The organism is Metabacillus sp. KJ11-3, assembly GCF_055808295.1.
The window spans coordinates 2537476-2555937 of the sequence record NZ_CM147865.1 but is presented as its reverse complement, the minus strand read 5'-3'; the positions used below and the strand labels follow the sequence as shown (position 1 = coordinate 2555937).

Here is an 18462-nt window from a genome sequence, read left to right as displayed (position 1 = left end):
TTAGCGTAGGCTTTATTAAAATAAAATAATGGAAATAATTGAAAACATCCAAATCTCATCTTACCAAACAAAGGTGTGAAAAGAAAATAAAATAAATGACAAAAACACCGCCTGAGAATGACGGTGTTTGTTAAAATCAACTTTTTCGTAAGTGAAAGACAAGATCTTCATTTGGAGTAACATAGACTGTTTGCTGATGATCATAAATAACAAAACCAGGCTTTGATCCGCTAGGTTTTTTAACATGTCTTATTGCCGTATAATCAACAGGAACTGAACTGGAATTTTTCGCCTTGCTAAAATATGCTGCAATATTTGCTGCCTCAATTATTGTTTGTTCTGATGGGGTGCTACTTCGAATCACAACATGAGAACCTGGAATATCCTTTGTGTGAAACCATACATCGTCACGTGCAGCAAGTTTATTTGTCAAGTATTCATTTTGTTTATTATTTTTCCCTACGATCATTTCTGTCCCATCAGTTGAAAGATAATGCTCCAATATTGGCTTTAGGTTTTTTTCTTTTTCGTATGACGAGACTGTCTTTGTTTTAAATAACCACCTTCCATTAATTCTTCTCGAATTTCCTCTATATCCTTTGGGGAAGCTGATTCAATTTGTTGTATTAACCCTTCGAAATAATTAATTTCCGCTTGTGCTAACTGAATTTGTTCATGCACAACTTCGACTGAATTTTTTGCCTTTTGATACTTCGAGAAATATCTTTGTGCATTTTCTGATGGTGTTTTTTGCGGGTCAAGCGGAATCTGAATCGATTGGTTTTCTTCGTCATAATAATTAATGACTTCAGCTACTTTATCTCCCTTTTTAATCGCATATATATTGGCTGTTAGTAACTCACCATATAATTGAAATTCATTTGCTTTTTCAGCTTGGTCTAATGTTGCAGCTAACTTTTTAATTTTCTTTTCATTCTTTTTCTTTTCATTTACCATAAAGCGTTCTAAGTCATTTCCTTGCTGTTTTACACGATCTCTTTCTGCTTTTCCGTAATAATAGCGATCTAAGAGTTCAGATAGCGTTGAAAACGTCTTATTTTTCATGTTTGTTAAATGGGTAAGGTTGATCATATAAAATAGTTCTTTTTGATTTTGTTCGTAGATGCCGGGATGGATTCTATTTTCTTTGATCTCATCAATAAGTGTTAAAAAAGCTTCTGGAACTGTTTTACGATTAACAAGACCGGCACGATGAGTTACTTCTTTAGCAAATAAAGGAGATATTCCTGAAAACTGCTGAACAATCTGCTGATCTATTTTCCCTGCATTAAAATCTAATTTCTTTAGAACAATCTCCTCATTAGCTTCAAATGGGTTTGTTTTACCTTGTTCCGGCGGTAATACGTATGGATGACCTGGTAAAACAGTTCTATGTCGGTTAACTGCAGGTGATAGATGCTTTATACTGTCTACTATCATATCTCTTTCTCTATCGACCAAGATTATGTTACTATGTCTTCCCATGATTTCAACCATTAATCGCTTAATGCTCACATCACCGAGCTCATTACGACTTCTTATATCAAAAATGATGATTCTCTCCAGTCCAGGCTGTTTAATATGCTCAATAACACCACCCTCTAAGTGCTTTCTAAGCAGCATACAAAACATAGGAGGCTCACTAGGGTTTTCATAACTCTCATTTGTTAAATGGAGCCTAGCGTAACTAGGGTGAGCAGAAAGAAATAGCTTGTGATTTTTTCCTCCTGATCTGATTTGAAAGATCAAGTCATATTTATAAGGTTGATGAATTTTTGTGATTTTTCCATTTAAGAGTACATTTCTTAACTCTTCAGTAATCGTATATGTAAATAGACCATCATATGACATGGCAATAACTCCTTCTAATAAAGACATTATGTTGGGATAAAAGGTCACGAACGTATATCTTTTACCTTTCAAGCTTGAATAGCTTCAGGTTCATAACTTTTCTACATGATTATAGCATGTTTTAGGACGAGGCTGAATAAGTTGTCTTATAGGCTTGGCAACTACAAGGTCAATCAATGAAAAAGAATCCTTGAAAGTGAAAAATTCGTCTTAAAGGGGTGTGCAGGTGATTCATGAAGTGGCATGAAATGAGATCAGATGAAGTAATGGATACCATTCATTCAGACCGTGATAGTGGATTAACGAATAAGGAGGTACAAAAAAGAACACAGAAATTTGGGCTTAATGAATTGAAAGAAGCTGACCGACCTTCAGCTATTATTATATTTCTAAATCAATTTAAAGATTTTATGGTTCTTGTACTACTTGCAGCAACATTAATTTCAGGACTTTTAGGAGAATACATTGATGCCATTGCAATCATTGCAATAGTGATTGTAAATGGTGTTTTAGGCTTTTTTCAGGAGAGACGTGCTGAACGTTCCTTAGAAGCCTTAAAAGAGCTATCTGCTCCACAAGTAACCGTGTTACGGGATGGTAAGTGGGAAAAAATTCTTTCGAAGGAAATAGTACCTGGTGACATTGTTAAGTTTACGAGTGGTGATCGAATTGGCGCAGATATGAGATTAATTGACACAAAGAGTTTAGAGGTGGAAGAATCAGCCCTAACGGGAGAATCCTTACCTGTACAAAAATCAACGCAGCCGATAGCAGGTGAAAATGTTGGTCTTGGTGATTTAACAAACATGGTCTTCATGGGAACACTTGTTACAAGAGGTTCTGGTATTGGGGTCGTGATTGGAACAGGAATGAATACGGCGATGGGACAAATTGCTGATCTCCTTCAGAATGCTGAAACAATGGAAACCCCTCTCCAAAGACGGTTAGAGCAATTAGGGAAAATATTAATTGTTGTTGCTCTATTTTTGACATTACTTGTTGTAAGTATTGGGGTTCTGCAAGGGCATGATCTTTATAATATGTTTTTAGCTGGTGTGTCATTAGCTGTTGCTGCTATTCCAGAAGGGCTTCCAGCGATTGTAACGGTAGCATTATCTCTTGGTGTTCAGCGGATGATCAAACAAAATTCGATCGTACGCAAACTTCCTGCAGTAGAAACATTAGGGTGTGCTTCTGTTATTTGTTCAGATAAAACCGGGACAATGACACAGAATAAAATGACGGTAACACATGTATGGTCAGGTGATCAAGTGTGGAATATTACCGGGACAGGATATCATCCTCATGGAGAATTTTTAAGGGATGGTAAACCGGTTGATGCACCAAAGACAAAAACGCTACAGCAAATTTTAACCTTTGGCTCATTGTGTAATACTGCAACGATAAAAGAAAATGATGGACAATATCATCTTGATGGCGACCCGACAGAGGGAGCTCTATTAGTTGCTGCAATGAAAGCAGGGTTAAGAAAAGAAACCTTACTGAAAAATTTTGAAGTCATAGAAGAATTCCCTTTTGATTCATCGCGAAAAATGATGAGTGTTATTGTACGTGATAAAACGGGAAATCAATTTGTCGTAACAAAAGGAGCTCCAGATGTTTTAGCAGGTGTTTCAAAATATATCTTATGGAACGAACGGCAAGAGAATTTCAATAGTAAATATGATACTAATGTGAAACAAGCTATTGAATCACTAGCATCCCAAGCGTTACGAACGATTGCTGTTGCGTTTAAACCTCTAAAATCCAATGAGAAAATTAATACAAGCTTTGAAGCGGAAAGAGACCTCGTATTTATTGGCTTACAAGGAATGATCGATCCACCACGTCCAGAGGTAAAACAAGCTGTTAAAGAGTGTCGTGATGCAGGAATTAAAACGGTAATGATTACTGGAGATCATATCATTACAGCAAAGGCAATCGCACAACAACTTAATATCCTCCCTCAAAATGGGAAAGTGATGGAAGGGAAGGATTTGTCAGACCTTTCTGTCGAAGAGCTTGAGGAGATTGTTGATGATGTTTATGTGTTTGCTCGTGTTTCACCTGAACATAAATTGAAAATTGTTAAGGCATTACAAAGCAGAGGTCATATTGTAGCGATGACCGGCGATGGTGTAAATGATGCACCTGCAATAAAGGCTGCAGATATCGGAATTTCTATGGGAGTTACCGGTACTGATGTGGCAAAAGAAGCTTCCTCATTAATATTGGTTGATGATAACTTTGCCACAATAAAATCAGCAATAAAAGAAGGTAGAAATATTTACGAAAATATACGTAAGTTCATCCGCTATCTCCTTGCATCAAATGTTGGAGAAATATTGGTCATGCTCTTTGCTATGTTATTAGCACTACCTTTGCCATTGGTTCCAATTCAAATTCTTTGGGTTAATTTAGTCACTGACGGACTCCCAGCTATGGCGTTAGGGTTGGATAAACCTGAAGGGGATTTAATGAATCGAAAACCGCGACATCCTAAAGAGGGCGTTTTCGCGAGAGGGCTGGGGTGGAAAGTAATATCACGCGGATTCTTAATTGGTATCGTAACATTGGCAGCATTTATGATTGTTTATTATCGTAACCCAGATGACCTTGCTTATGCGCAAACTATTGCCTTTGCTACATTAGTTATGGCACAATTAATTCACGTATTTGACTGCCGAAGTGAAAAGTCCATTTTTGAACGAAATCCATTTGGCAATATGTACTTAATTGGTGCTGTTATTTCGTCAATTCTACTCATGCTTGTGGTTATCTATTATCCGCCGTTACAACCGATTTTCCACACTCTGCCTATATTAGCCCGAGATTGGTTGTTAATCCTTGGACTATCCGCTATACCAACTTTTTTACTAGCAGGATCACTTTTAACAAGAAAAAGCACAAAGACTATGTTATAATCCTAAAGGGGGTGACCCAAAAAGTCATCCCCTTTGCTTGTTGACAATCTACCATGCTATTTTATATATAAGAAAAACTTGGCTTTTCGTCAAAGTCCTTTCTTATACTTTAATCCTTTAATAATAATGGTAAACGACCTTAAAGTATAACAAAGTTACCCAACAAGCTTTTCCGCTTTTCGTAGAAAGAGAGTGATACATAATGTTACGAAGTATGACTGGATTTGGCCGTGCCAGTGGGCATATTCAATCCTGTCTATTTACAGTAGAAATGAAATCTGTAAATCATCGGTTTTTGGATATTCATTTGAAAATGCCTAAACAGCTTATGAATATGGAAGATAAAATAAGAAAGCTCATATCAAAGTTCATCAGCCGAGGTCGTATTGAAGTCTACATAAATGTTGAAGGGGAAGTTCTTACAACAAAATCCATTCATGTTGATTGGGATTTAATAGATCAATATGTTTCTTCTCTTCAACAACTAAAAAGTCGTTTTTCAATTGATGAACAACTTTCATTGCAACATATACTTGCTTTAGATGGTGCTATCGATGTACAAAAGGAGTCAGTTTCTAGTAACGCTTTGGAAAATGGAGTTCTGGAGTTAGTAAACTCTGCTGTTAAGGAATTATCATTAATGAGAAAAGCTGAAGGTGAGCATTTAGCTGCTGACTTAAATCAAAGGTTGACTATGCTTAGTCAGATTAACGATCAGTTAGAGAAGTTTGCTCCCATTGTTGTTGGCAATTACCAAGAACGAATTAGTAATCGTGTTGCAGAATTTATATCAGGAAAATTAGATGAAAATCGAATTCTTACCGAAGTAGCACTTTTTGCTGATAAAGCTGACATAATGGAGGAAATTACAAGAATACATAGTCATATTCAACAATTCAGAGATTCATTAACTTTTAGTGAGCCTATTGGACGTAAGTTGGACTTCCTTGTTCAGGAGTTGAATCGGGAGGCAAATACGATTGGTTCTAAGGCAAATGATAGCCAAATCGCAAAAAATGTTGTTGAATTAAAAAGTATTATTGAAAAATTGAAAGAACAAGTTCAAAATATTGAATAAGCATAAACAACCATTGATTATAAAAGGGCTTATAAGGCAAAAATAGTTTTGTCCTAATTAGGGGGAGCATTTGAATGAGCATTAAATTAATCAATATCGGTTTCGGGAACATTGTTTCTGCAAACCGTATTATATCTATTGTTAGTCCTGAATCAGCTCCAATTAAGAGAATTATTCAAGACGCAAGAGATAGAGGTATGTTAATCGACGCTACATATGGCCGTCGTACAAGAGCAGTTGTAATAATGGACAGCGATCATATCATCCTATCCGCTGTTCAACCAGAAACAGTTGCTCAAAGGCTTTCAAATAAAGATGAGCTATCAGATGAAGGGTAGGGAACAGAAGCATTGATAAAAGAAAGAGGATTATTAATCGTCCTATCAGGACCTTCAGGTGTAGGAAAAGGAACGGTTAGAAAAGAGCTATTTTCACAAGAAGATACGGCATTTGAATATTCCATTTCGATGACAACCAGAAAACCACGTGAAGGTGAAGTTGACGGTGTGGATTATTTTTTTAAATCGAGGGAAGAATTTGAAGCCTTGATTGAACAAAATAAATTGTTGGAATGGGCAGAGTATGTAGGGAATTACTATGGTACACCTGTTGACTACGTTGAAAAAACGCTAAGTGAAGGTAAAGATGTATTTCTTGAAATAGAAGTTCAAGGTGCTCTCCAAGTAAGAAATGCATTTCCTGAAGGATTGTTTATCTTTTTAAGTCCACCTAGTTTAAATGAACTGAAAAACCGAATTGTAACTAGAGGAACAGAATCCGAAGACTTAATCAATAACCGAATGAGAGTGGCAAAAGAAGAAATTATTATGATGGATGCCTATGATTATGTTGTAGAAAACGATGATGTTTTACTAGCATGTGATCGTATAAAAGCGATTGTGTTGGCAGAACATTGCCGCCGTGAGCGTGTAGCACCTAGATACAAAAAAATTCTGGAGGTTGAATAAAATGTTATACCCTTCTATTGATGTACTTATGAATAAATTAGATTCTAAATATACACTTGTAACAGTAGCGGCAAAACGTGCCCGTGAAATGCAGGAACTTAGTGATCAACAAATTCAGAAACCTGTTTCATTCAAGTATGTTGGGAAAGCACTGGAAGAGATCAATGCGGGACTTCTTAATTATAAACGTACTGAAAAATAATGAGCGGTAGTAGAGGATGACGGAGAGCTTAGGGTCAGTTCCCACTAAGACAATATATAGACTTTACCTTTAGTGAAGAACTATATATTGCTTAATTATGTGGGAGCTGACCCTATTGTGTCATCCTTTTTCTTTTCGTTTCAATCATACAAAAAAAGGATACATGAAAGTTGGTGGAAAAAATGATATCAGGTAGAAAGATATTATTATGTGTGAGCGGAGGAATTGCTGTTTATAAAGCAGCAGCATTAACAAGTAAACTTATACAAGCTGGTGCAGAGGTGAAAGTGATCATGAGTCATTCAGCTATGGAATTCGTTTCACCATTAACCTTTCAAGCATTATCTCGAAACGATGTCTTTTTTGACACCTTTGATGAAAAAAACTCTAAAGTCATTGCACATATTGATCTTGCCGATTGGGCAGATCTTGTATTAGTAGCGCCTGCTACAGCCAATGTAATTGGGAAATTAGCAAATGGAATTGCAGATAATATGTTAACAACAACATTGTTAGCTACTACTGCAAAAGTATGGATCGCACCTGCTATGAATGTCCATATGTATGACAACCCTGCTGTGCTAAAAAACATCCAAACACTATATAAATATGGGTATGAATTTATAGAACCAAGTGAAGGGTTTTTAGCTTGTGGATATATAGGAAAAGGACGCTTAGAGGAGCCAGAAAAAATTTTAACTCTTGTATCAAACTACTTTGAGAAGCTAGAACATGGTGAACCATTAAAAAATGTAAAAGTGCTAATTACAGCTGGACCTACGAGAGAAAAGGTAGACCCTGTTCGGTATTTTACAAATCATTCATCAGGAAAAATGGGCTATGCTATTGCAGAAGAAGCGGCGAAATTAGGAGCAGAAGTTACCTTGATTACAGGTCCAACATCTGTTGACTTCCCTAATTATGTTGATGTAATTAAAGTTGAATCAGCAGATGAGATGTATCAGCAGGTGATGACCTACTATCCTAATGCTGATGTAGTGATAAAGTCTGCTGCGGTCGCCGATTATCGTCCTATTCATACGTTTGAACAAAAGATGAAAAAGAGTCAGGACCATTTAGTGATTGAGATGGAGAAAACAACAGATATTTTAAAAGAGCTGGGAAGGCAAAAAAGACAACAAATATTAGTAGGATTTGCAGCAGAAACAAATGACCTTGAGCAATATGCAAAAGAAACTGCAAAGCAAAAACCTAGACCTGATTGTAGCAAATAATATAACGACTGAAGGAGCAGGGTTTGGTACCGATACTAATATCGTAACAATTTATGATCGGAATCTAACTAAAACAGAACTTCCTCTTTTGACAAAAACAGAAGTTGCAAGAAAGCTTCTTGAGAAGGTTCGAAGTTTAGTAAAGGGTGTTAAGGAATGAAATATGCAAGTGTTATTGTAGATGTTCCGGCTATGCAAACTGACAGATCCTTTGACTATAAAATTCCTGAAGAATGGCAAGACTTTTTAACACCAGGTATGAGGGTTATCGTTCCTTTTGGTCCAAGAAAAGTACAGGGCTTTGTTGTTGAGACAAAGAATTCTTCTGAATTTGATCGTCTAAAAGCAATTTCTGAATGCTTAGATTTAACACCTTGCCTTACTCCGGAATTATTAAAGGTGGGACATTGGTTAACTGAAAAAACACTTTGCTTTAAAATTTCAGCTTTTCAGGCAATGCTTCCTGCAGCTATGAAAGCAAAATATGAAAAAATTGTAACTATTACATCAGATCATTCTATTGAACATTTATCGGAGCAACTTCAACCCTTTTTCAACAAAAAAATCAAGTTGATATGAAAGAAATTGAACAGGCAGTACCTCTTCGGGTCATTCAAAAGGATATTAAAAACGGTTTTCTCGAACTGATTTATAAGGTGAAGCAAAAAGGGAAAAAAAGAAGATTAGAATGGTAAAACTTAATTGTTCATTTGATCAATTGGCTGAAATAATCAAAGGCGTTAATTCGAATGCGAAGAAACAACTCACAGTCATGACGTATTTAAAGGAAAATGGCATTCGTATCATTCCTGTTGCAGATTTATTAGCTGTAACAAATGTATCAGATGCGACATTAAAGACATTGATCTCCAAAGGTATATTAGTAGAAGAATATAAAGAAGTGTATCGGGATCCCTATCAAGATCGTCTTTTTGAGAAAACAAAAGCTTTGCCATTAAATAATGAACAGCAGAAGGCAATAGCACCCATCCTTTCGGCAGTCGAAAATGATGAACACCATGTGTTTCTCATGTATGGAGTAACAGGAAGTGGAAAAACAGAGGTATATCTTCAATCGATACAAGAAGTTCTAAATAATGGTAAAGAAGCAATCGTTTTAGTACCTGAAATTTCACTTACACCACAGATGGTTAATCGCTTTAAGGGTCGGTTTGGTTCTAAGGTCGCTGTACTTCACAGCGGACTGTCAACAGGGGAAAAATATGATGAATGGAGAAAGATACAACGAAAAGAAGTGCAATTAGTTGTTGGAGCGAGATCTGCTATATTTGCTCCATTTGAGAACTTGGGGATGATTATCATTGATGAAGAGCATGAATCTAGTTATAAACAAGAAGAAAATCCGCGTTATCATGCTCGGGATGTAGCCATATATAGGGCTAAATTTCATCAATGCCCTGTAGTGCTAGGCAGTGCGACACCTACATTAGAAACTTTTGCACGCGCACAAAAGGGTGTTTACAAGCTTTTAACTTTAAAAGAACGTGTAAACAAAAGGTCAATGCCGTCAGTTGAAATTATCGATATGAGAGAAGAGCTTAGAAGTGGAAACAGGTCGATGTTTTCAACTGCATTAATTGAAAAGCTAACAGATCGGTTGGAAAAAAATGAACAATCGGTCTTATTCTTAAATAAACGCGGATACTCATCATTTGTCATGTGCCGTGACTGCGGTTTTGTTATACAATGTCCCCATTGTGATATTTCATTAACATATCACCGTTTCGGGCAGCAGCTAAAATGTCATTACTGCGGACATGAGGAAAACATGCCAAATGTATGTCCTGAATGCCAAAGTGAACATATTCGTTTCTTCGGCACTGGTACTCAACGTGTGGAAGAGGAATTAGTAAAAGTAATGCCAGAGGCTCGAATAATTAGAATGGATGTTGATACGACTGGTCGAAAAGGCGCACATGAAAAGTTGTTATCAAAATTTGAAAATAAAGAAGCAGATATCTTACTTGGAACTCAAATGATTGCAAAAGGTCTGGATTTTCCGGATGTTACTTTAGTTGGTGTCTTAACAGCGGATACAATGCTGCATTTGCCCGATTTTCGAGCAACTGAAAAAACATTCCAACTCCTTACACAGGTAAGTGGAAGAGCAGGTAGACATGAATTACCGGGTGAAGTCATTATTCAAACCTATACTCCTGAAAATTATAGTATTCAACTAGCAAGTAACTATGATTATGATGCCTTTTATGAACATGAAATGTATTTAAGAAAATCACATGCATACCCACCATACTACTTCCTTGCCCTAGTGACAGTTTCCCATCCTGAAATAACAAAAGTGGTGTCAGTGACTGACAAGATTGTTCAGTTCTTAAGAAGAAATATTTCAAATGAATCAAAAATTCTTGGGCCTGTTGCATCTCCTATCCCTCGTATCAATGATAGATATCGCTATCAATGCATGGTAAAATACAAACGGGAAAAAACTTACATGAAACGTTAAGGAAAATTATTGAACATTTTCAGCAGGAAATGAGTTCAAATGATTTAATGATTACGATTGATTTAAGTCCTAATACTATGATGTAGGGTATCTTAAAGATAGAAATTATTTTGTTTGGAGGTATTTTTTTGACAGTAAAACCTATAGTGATGTATCCAGCACAAGTTTTAGAGATGCCTTGTGAAAAGGTTCAAAGTTTTGATAGAAAGCTTTCAAAGCTTTTGGCAGATATGTATGATACGATGATTGAGAATGATGGCGTTGGATTAGCTGCACCCCAAATAGGGCTTTCCAAGCAAATCGCAATTGTTGATATTGATGATCATCACGGAACGATTGAACTAATAAACCCTGTTATTATAGAGCAGCGCGGCACACAAACCGGTCCTGAAGGTTGTTTAAGCTTTCCGGGTTTATATGGTGACGTGAGCAGGTCTGATTACATAAAGGTAAGAACTTATAATAAAAAAGGGAAAATGAGAATAATAGAAGCTGAAGGTTTCCTAGCCCGGGCGATACAGCATGAAATAGACCATTTAGAAGGTATTCTTTTTACATCAAAGGTGGAAAGGTACATAACGGAAGATGAATTAGAAAGCACGGAAGGATGACATATATGACTAAGATCGTTTTTATGGGAACTCCTGATTTTTCAGTTCCTATCCTAAAAAGCCTCATTGAAGAAGGTTATAACATTGTTGGTGTTGTTACTCAACCAGATCGTCCAAAAGGAAGAAAAAAGCTCTTAACTCCGCCTCCTGTTAAGGTTGAAGCAGAGAAGCACAATTTAAAAGTGCTACAGCCTGAAAAAATTCGTCATGAAGTTCAGGATGTTTTAGCATTAGAACCTGATCTAATTATCACCGCTGCATTTGGACAAATTTTACCGAATGAGCTTTTGGAAGCTCCAATGTATGGATGTATCAATGTTCATGCTTCACTTTTACCCGAATTAAGGGGGGGCACCTATTCATTATTCAATCCTTCAAGGGAAGACTAAAACAGGTATAACCATCATGTATATGGCAGAAAAGCTTGATGCAGGGGATATTCTTACTCAAATTGAAGTTGAAATAGATGAAAGAGATACTGTTGGCTTATTACATGACAAATTAAGTACAGCAGGTGTGAAATTATTATTAGAAACACTGCCTCCTTTATTAAAGGGAAATATAACACCTCAGAAACAGGATGATACAAAAGCTACTTTTGCATCTAATATAAAAAGGGAACAAGAACGAATCGATTGGTCTAAGACAGGTGAAGAAATCTACAACCAAATTAGAGGATTAAATCCTTGGCCAGTATCGTTCACCACCTATCAAGATCAATTAGTGAAAATTTGGTGGGGAGAAAAGGTACAGAGTAATGAAGATGCAAATCCAGGGACGATTCTATTGATAGAAGATGATGGGATTGTTGTCTCAACAGGGAATAAAACAGCTATCAAAATAACCGAGCTTCAACCATCTGGTAAAAAGAAGATGACTGGAGAAGAATTCTTGAGAGGGACAACCATGAACGTGGGTGAAAGATTAGGCAATGAATAACAAAAAACAAATGACTGTACGTGATGTTGCTGTAGAAATATTATTACAAATAGAAAAGAACCAAGCCTACAGCAACTTGTTATTAAATTCCATGATAAAAAAGCATCAAGTAAATTCAAAAGACATTTCTCTTTTAACAGAGATTGTGTATGGTACTTTACAAAGAAGAGATACACTTGATTTTTATTTAGAAGGTTTCATAAAAAAGGCAAAAAAAATTGAACCCTGGGTTAGAGTATTGCTGCGAATTTCGGTCTATCAAATGGTGTATTTAGATCGTGTTCCAGAACGTGCCATTTTCTTTGAAGCAGTAGAAATTGCCAAAAAAGAGGCCACAAAGGAATCTCTTCCTTTTTAAATGGAGTATTAAGATCTGTTCAGCGGGAAGGTATTCCTAATATTAACCTAATAAAAGAACCTATTGAAAGATTATCAATTAAAACAAGTCATCCAAAATGGCTGGTTCAAAAGTGGATAAAACAATTCGGTTATGATGAAGCGGAAAAAATGTGTGAGTCAAATTTACTGGCACCATCACAAACAGCACGCGTTAATCAAATAAAAAAAACAGTTCATGAAATAATTAGCGAATTACAAAGCAAAGATATAAGCGTAGAGCAAGGTGATTTAGCTATAGATGCTATAAAAGGAATGAAGGGAAACCTTGCACTTACCGAAGCGTTTTCTGACGGACTTTTAACGATTCAAGATGAAAGTTCGATGTTAGTTGCACGAGCTCTTAACCCTAAAGAAAATGAGACCATTTTAGACTCTTGTGCGGCACCAGGCGGGAAATCTACGCATATTGCGGAATTAATGAAGGGTACGGGAATTGTTCATTCTCTGGACCTGCATGAGCATAAAGTAAAGCTGATAAAGCAGCAAGCTGAGCGTTTAGATCTGAAAAATATCCAAGCGGAAACAATGGATAGTAGGGTAGCGGGAGATCGATTTACAAAAGAGAGCTTTGATCGCATACTAGTAGATGCACCATGTTCTGGTTTTGGTGTGATACGTAGAAAACCTGATATTAAATATACAAAGTCTCAACAAGATGTTCATAAGCTAGCAGAACTACAAAAGAATATTTTAGCATCTGTTGCACCTTTATTAAAATCAAATGGTGTGTTAGTTTATAGTACATGTACTGTGGATGAAGAAGAAAATCAAGGTGTTGTTGAAGCATTTTTAAATGAACATCCAGCCTTTGAACGGGATGAATCAGCTATAAACAATTTTCCGGAAAAACTTCATCCTTATGTTCAGAATGGTGAGGTACAATTGCTTCCGCATTACTTTGGAACAGATGGATTTTATATAGCATGTTTACGAAAGAAGGGTTAAAATGGAACAGATAAATACAACTAGATCGAAAGAGGACAACTTGGAGAAAAAAGTAAGCCCTCCATTTATTCATTTGAACTACATGAACTTGAAAATTGGTTAAAAGAACAAGGAGAAAAGGCTTTTCGTGCAAATCAAATTTTTGAGTGGCTTTATATAAAACGTGCCACCAGCTTTGATGACATGTCTAATTTATCTAAAAGTCTTCGTACACTTCTAAATGAGCATTTTACGTTAACAACATTAAAAACAATTATTCAACAAACATCTAAAGATGGAACAATAAAGTTTCTGTTTGAACTTCATGATGGATATTCAATAGAAACTGTTTTAATGAGACATGATTATGGCAATTCTGTTTGTGTAACCACTCAAGTTGGTTGTAGAATTGGTTGTACATTTTGTGCTTCTACATTAGGTGGACTTAAAAGAAATCTTGAAGCAGGAGAAATCGTGGCACAAGTCGTAAAAGTACAGCAAGCACTTGATGAATTTGAAGAGCGTGTTAGTCATGTTGTTATTATGGGGATCGGAGAGCCCTTTGACAATTATGATGAAATGATGTCTTTCTTGAAGATTATCAACCATGATAAGAGCTTAAATATCGGTGCAAGACATATTACTGTATCAACTAGTGGTATTATCCCGAAAATTTATAAATTCGCAGATGAAAAACTGCAAATCAACTTTGCCATTTCATTGCATGCACCAAACACAGAATTGCGATCAAAGCTTATGCCGATTAATCGAGCTTATAAGCTTCCTGACTTGATGGAAGCAGTAAAATACTATGTAAACAAAACAGGTAGACGTGTTAGTTTTGAGTATGGGTTATTTGGCGGAGAAAATGACCAGGTTGAGCATGCTGAAGAGCTTGCAAAGTTAGTAAAGGGTTTAAAATGTCATATTAATCTTATCCCTGTAAACTATGTACCTGAAAGAAACTACGTACGTACACCAAAAGAACAAATCACATTATTTGAAGATACGCTTAAAAAGCACGGTGTAAATGTCACAACAAGAAGAGAACAGGGACATGATATTGACGCAGCGTGTGGACAACTTCGAGCTAAGGAGCGTAAAGAGGAGACGAGGTGACCATGTTGGATCATGTTTTTTTGTCGGATAGGGGAAAAGTTAGGCAACATAATGAAGATTCTGTAGGATTTTTTCAAAACAACGCCGGTATTTTAGCAATAGTTGCCGATGGCATGGGGGGCATTTGGCGGGAGACGTTGCCAGTCAAATGACAATCTCAACTTTTAAGACACTATGGGAAGAAGAACCTGCTATAAATGGACCCGGAGAAGCAGAAAGTTGGTTACTACAAAAGGTTTCCGAAGTAAATAAAGCTGTTTATGAGCACTCAGTATCCCACCCTGAATGTCAAGGAATGGGTACAACAATTGTTACAGCTTTAGTAACAAAAACATACGCTACAATCGGTCATATTGGAGACAGCCGCTGTTATTTATTAAATAATAGTGGCTTTAACCAGATCACACAGGATCACTCTCTTGTAAATGAGCTGGTAAAATCAGGTCAGATTTCTAAAGAAGATGCTGAACATCACCCTCGAAAAAATGTTCTTTTACGAGCACTTGGAACAGAACAAAATGTGGATCTGGACTTAAAAACAATTGAAATGGACGATAATGATATATTATTACTATGTTCTGATGGTCTATCCAATAAAGTTACTGATGACATATTAGAAAAAGAGCTGTCTCAATCAGATAATCTTACAAAAACAGCCCATGAACTGGTTCAGTTAGCAAATGATAATGGTGGAGAAGATAATATCTCTTTAATCATGCTAAAAAAGACGGCACATAAAATAGGTGAAGACTCGTGCTAATAGGTAAAAGAATTAGTGGCCGTTATAAAATTCTAGAAGTGGTCGGTGGAGGCGGGATGGCGAACGTCTATCTTGCACGCGATATGATTCTAGAGAGAGAAGTGGCAATGAAAGTATTGCGCTTTGATTTTTCTAATGATGATGAATTCATCAAGCGGTTTAGAAGAGAGGCCCAATCTGCAACAAGCTTGGCTCATCCAAATATCGTAAGCATTTATGATGTTGGTGAGGAAGATGGCGTTTATTATATCGTAATGGAATATGTAGAGGGACAAACTTTAAAACAGTACATACAACAATTTGCACCTGTGCATCCAAGAAAAGCTGTAAGTATTATGGTTCAAATTGCTTCGGCTATTCAACACGCACATGATAATCAAATTATACATCGTGACATTAAACCACATAATATTTTGATTGATCATCATGGGAATGTGAAAGTAACAGACTTTGGGATAGCCATGGCATTAAGTGCAACTACGATCACACAAACAAACTCGGTTTTAGGTTCTGTTCATTACTTATCTCCTGAACAAGCAAGAGGCGGGTTAGCAAATAAAAAATCAGATATTTATTCTATCGGGATTGTTTTCTTTGAGTTACTCACTGGTAGATTACCATTTGATGGAGAGTCTGCTATTTCTATTGCTTTAAAGCACCTACAGTCGGAAACACCATCACCAAAGAGATGGAACCCAGACATCCCTCAAAGTATTGAAAATATAATAATCAAATCAACCGCTAAAGATCCTTTTCATCGATATGATAATGTTGAAGAATTGGAAAATGATTTGGAAACAGCTTTTGATGTTAAAAGATTATCAGAGCCTCGTTTTGTTATTCCTGAAGATGAAGAGGCAACGAAAGCTATACCTATCATTACAAATGAAAACATTGAAAATTTTAAGGCTGACGATACAATTGTAAGAAAACCTACTGTTCAGTCCGAACCAAGTCCACAAACCCAAAATAATGATTCTAAAAAAGATAAAAAAGCTAAGAAAGAAAAAAGCAAAAGAAGAAAAAAGTAAAGTTGCAACATTTATTATTACCACTTTTATCGTAATCATTATCTCAATTATTGCCGCGTTCTTTATTGTTCCGGAATTCTTATTACCGAAGGACGTAGAAGTACCGGATCTTACGGGAGAATCATACGAAGAAGCTGTTACAATCCTCCTTGAACATGGTTTTGATGTCGGAGAGGAACCTATTCTTATGACTGATGAAGAAATTGAAGAAGGACATGTTATTAAAACTGAGCCCGAAGCAAATAACAGCGTTAAAGAAGGTTCTTTAATTACCATATATGAAAGTACAGGAAAAGAAAAGGTTGTTTTAGATGATTATGTGGGGCGTTCGATTGAAAGAGTTAAATCTATTCTTCAGTTAAAAGGATTTGAAAACATAAAGGTAACGGAAGAAACAGACGAAAATGAAACAGCTGGCAGGATTATTTCACAAAGTCCCGAAGTAGGTGAAGAAGTCGTACCTACTGAAACCGAAATAGAATTAGTTGTCAGTAAGGGGCCGGCACAAATTAAGATTGAAAATTTAGTTGGGAAAAACAGGTCTGAAATAGACGAATATGTGACTCAATATGGTTTTATACCTAATATATCTGAAGAGAACTCTGATACAGTTCCTGAAGGAAATTTAATTTCTCAATTACCAGAACCCGGGACAGAAGTTGTTCCAAAGGATACAACATTAAAGTTAGTTTATTCTTCTGGTCCTGAAGCTAAGCCACCAAAAACAGTGACAAGAAAAATCGAAATACCGTATGAACCGGAACAAGAAGGGGCAGAATTGACTGTTGAAATCAATATTGATGATGCGGAACATTCTATTTCTGAAGTATATAGAACATTTAAAATAACCAGTCCCCGAGAGGAAACATTAAATTTCACCATCAACCCGGGAGATGATGCGTATTATCAAATAATCGTTGATGGAAAAGTACACTCATCAGAAAAAATTGAATACCCGGCGGATGAGTAACTAATAAGAAATAATATGTTCCCATTTTAGCTTAGAGAATGATAATAAAATTTTGATGAAGATCATCAAGGAGGTTTTCCATGCCACGTGGAAAAATTGTAAAGGCTCTTAGTGGTTTTTACTATGTGCAAGACAAGGAAAGATTAATTCAATGTCGCGGAAGAGGTGTGTTCCGTAAAAATAAAATCACACCTCTTGTAGGTGATGAGGTTGAGTACCAGGCTGAAAATGATCTCGAAGGTTATATTTTGGAGGTTTTTGAACGGAAAAATGAATTAGTTCGACCCCCATTTGTAATGTTGATCAAGCGATCCTTGTTTTTTCTGCTGTAGAGCCGGATTTTAGTACAACATTATTAGATCGTTTTTTAGTGTTAATAGAAGCGAATGATATTATCCCTATTATTGTTATAAGTAAAGTAGATCTGATTCCATCTGACGAAATAAGAGAAAGAGTAGGGTCTTTTGCAAAAGACTATCAAAATGCAGGATACACAGTTCTTTTAACCTCAACAGTAGAATCAACGGTAGATAAAGACTTGTTACCATTTCTTAATGGCCATATTTCTGTATTTGCCGGTCAATCAGGTGTGGGAAAATCATCATTATTGAACGTTCTTAGACCTGATTTAGAGCTTAAAACAAATGATATATCCTCCCACCTTGGCCGGGGAAAGCATACAACACGGCATGTAGAACTTATTTCGGTAGGAACGGGTTTTGTAGCTGATACCCCAGGGTTTAGCTCTTTAGATTTTACAGGGATTGAGGTAGAAGATCTTACCTATTGCTTCCCTGAAATGAGAGAAAGAAGTGGGGATTGTAAATTCAGGGGATGTACTCATGTAAGAGAGCCGAAATGTTCAGTGAAAAATGCTGTTGAAGCAGGCGAAATTCCACAGTATCGTTATGATCACTATTTAACATTTGTTGAAGAAATTAAAGAGAGAAAGCCGAGGTATTAAGT

The 18462-nt window shown here is 36.3% G+C and carries 7 protein-coding genes and 8 pseudogenes; 14 read left to right on the top strand and 1 reads right to left on the bottom strand.

Going from position 1 to position 18462, the window contains the following annotated elements; genetic code table 11:
* Positions 1–136 precede the first annotated feature (136 nt).
* A pseudogene (locus AC0L8O_RS12995) lies at positions 137–1851 on the bottom strand (Rqc2 family fibronectin-binding protein).
* 233 nt (positions 1852–2084) lie between these two features.
* On the opposite strand from AC0L8O_RS12995, the gene AC0L8O_RS12990 reads away from it, so the two are divergent.
* The 14 genes and pseudogenes from AC0L8O_RS12990 to rsgA all read left to right on the top strand — a co-directional run bounded on the left by AC0L8O_RS12990 (position 2085) and on the right by rsgA (position 18460).
* The gene (locus tag AC0L8O_RS12990) at positions 2085–4775 is read left to right on the top strand and encodes a calcium-translocating P-type ATPase, SERCA-type (RefSeq protein ID WP_473448509.1); all 2691 of its coding nucleotides are present in this window, start codon (positions 2085–2087) and stop codon (positions 4773–4775) included.
* 202 nt (positions 4776–4977) lie between these two features.
* Positions 4978–5853, top strand: coding sequence for a YicC/YloC family endoribonuclease (locus AC0L8O_RS12985; protein WP_473448505.1), 876 nt, complete (start codon positions 4978–4980; stop codon positions 5851–5853).
* A 74-nt stretch (positions 5854–5927) separates the two neighbouring features.
* Positions 5928–6191 carry an extracellular matrix/biofilm regulator RemA gene (gene remA, locus AC0L8O_RS12980; protein WP_026559405.1) on the top strand — a complete coding sequence of 88 codons (264 nt, stop codon included), beginning with the start codon at positions 5928–5930 and terminating at the stop codon, positions 6189–6191.
* A 15-nt stretch (positions 6192–6206) separates the two neighbouring features.
* Complete coding sequence (gene gmk, locus AC0L8O_RS12975; RefSeq protein ID WP_226528379.1) at positions 6207–6821, top strand: guanylate kinase; 615 nt, start codon at positions 6207–6209, stop codon at positions 6819–6821.
* Between the two features lies 1 nt (position 6822).
* Positions 6823–7023, top strand: a complete 201-nt coding sequence (gene rpoZ / locus AC0L8O_RS12970) for a DNA-directed RNA polymerase subunit omega (RefSeq protein WP_026559403.1) — start codon at positions 6823–6825, stop codon at positions 7021–7023.
* 182 nt (positions 7024–7205) lie between these two features.
* Positions 7206–8334: pseudogene (gene coaBC, locus AC0L8O_RS12965) on the top strand (bifunctional phosphopantothenoylcysteine decarboxylase/phosphopantothenate--cysteine ligase CoaBC); the annotation flags it as partial.
* 80 nt (positions 8335–8414) lie between these two features.
* A pseudogene (gene priA / locus AC0L8O_RS12960) lies at positions 8415–10829 on the top strand (primosomal protein N').
* A gap of 42 nt (positions 10830–10871) precedes the next feature.
* Entirely contained in the window at positions 10872–11354 is a 483-nt protein-coding gene (gene def / locus AC0L8O_RS12955) for a peptide deformylase (protein ID WP_473448500.1), read from the top strand.
* 5 nt (positions 11355–11359) lie between these two features.
* A pseudogene (gene fmt / locus AC0L8O_RS12950) lies at positions 11360–12293 on the top strand (methionyl-tRNA formyltransferase).
* Positions 12286–13637, top strand: a pseudogene (gene rsmB / locus AC0L8O_RS12945) (16S rRNA (cytosine(967)-C(5))-methyltransferase RsmB). The pseudogenes fmt and rsmB overlap by 8 nt, the downstream one beginning before the upstream one ends.
* Before the next feature lie 24 nt (positions 13638–13661).
* Complete coding sequence (gene rlmN, locus AC0L8O_RS12940; RefSeq protein ID WP_473448869.1) at positions 13662–14735, top strand: dual-specificity RNA methyltransferase RlmN; 1074 nt, start codon at positions 13662–13664, stop codon at positions 14733–14735.
* A gap of 5 nt (positions 14736–14740) precedes the next feature.
* Positions 14741–15495, top strand: a pseudogene (locus AC0L8O_RS12935) (Stp1/IreP family PP2C-type Ser/Thr phosphatase).
* Positions 15489–17496, top strand: a pseudogene (gene pknB / locus AC0L8O_RS12930) (Stk1 family PASTA domain-containing Ser/Thr kinase). Before AC0L8O_RS12935 ends, pknB begins: the two co-directional pseudogenes overlap by 7 nt.
* Positions 17497–17576: 80 nt before the next feature.
* A pseudogene (gene rsgA / locus AC0L8O_RS12925) lies at positions 17577–18460 on the top strand (ribosome small subunit-dependent GTPase A).
* The last annotated feature ends 2 nt before the right edge of the window (positions 18461–18462 follow it).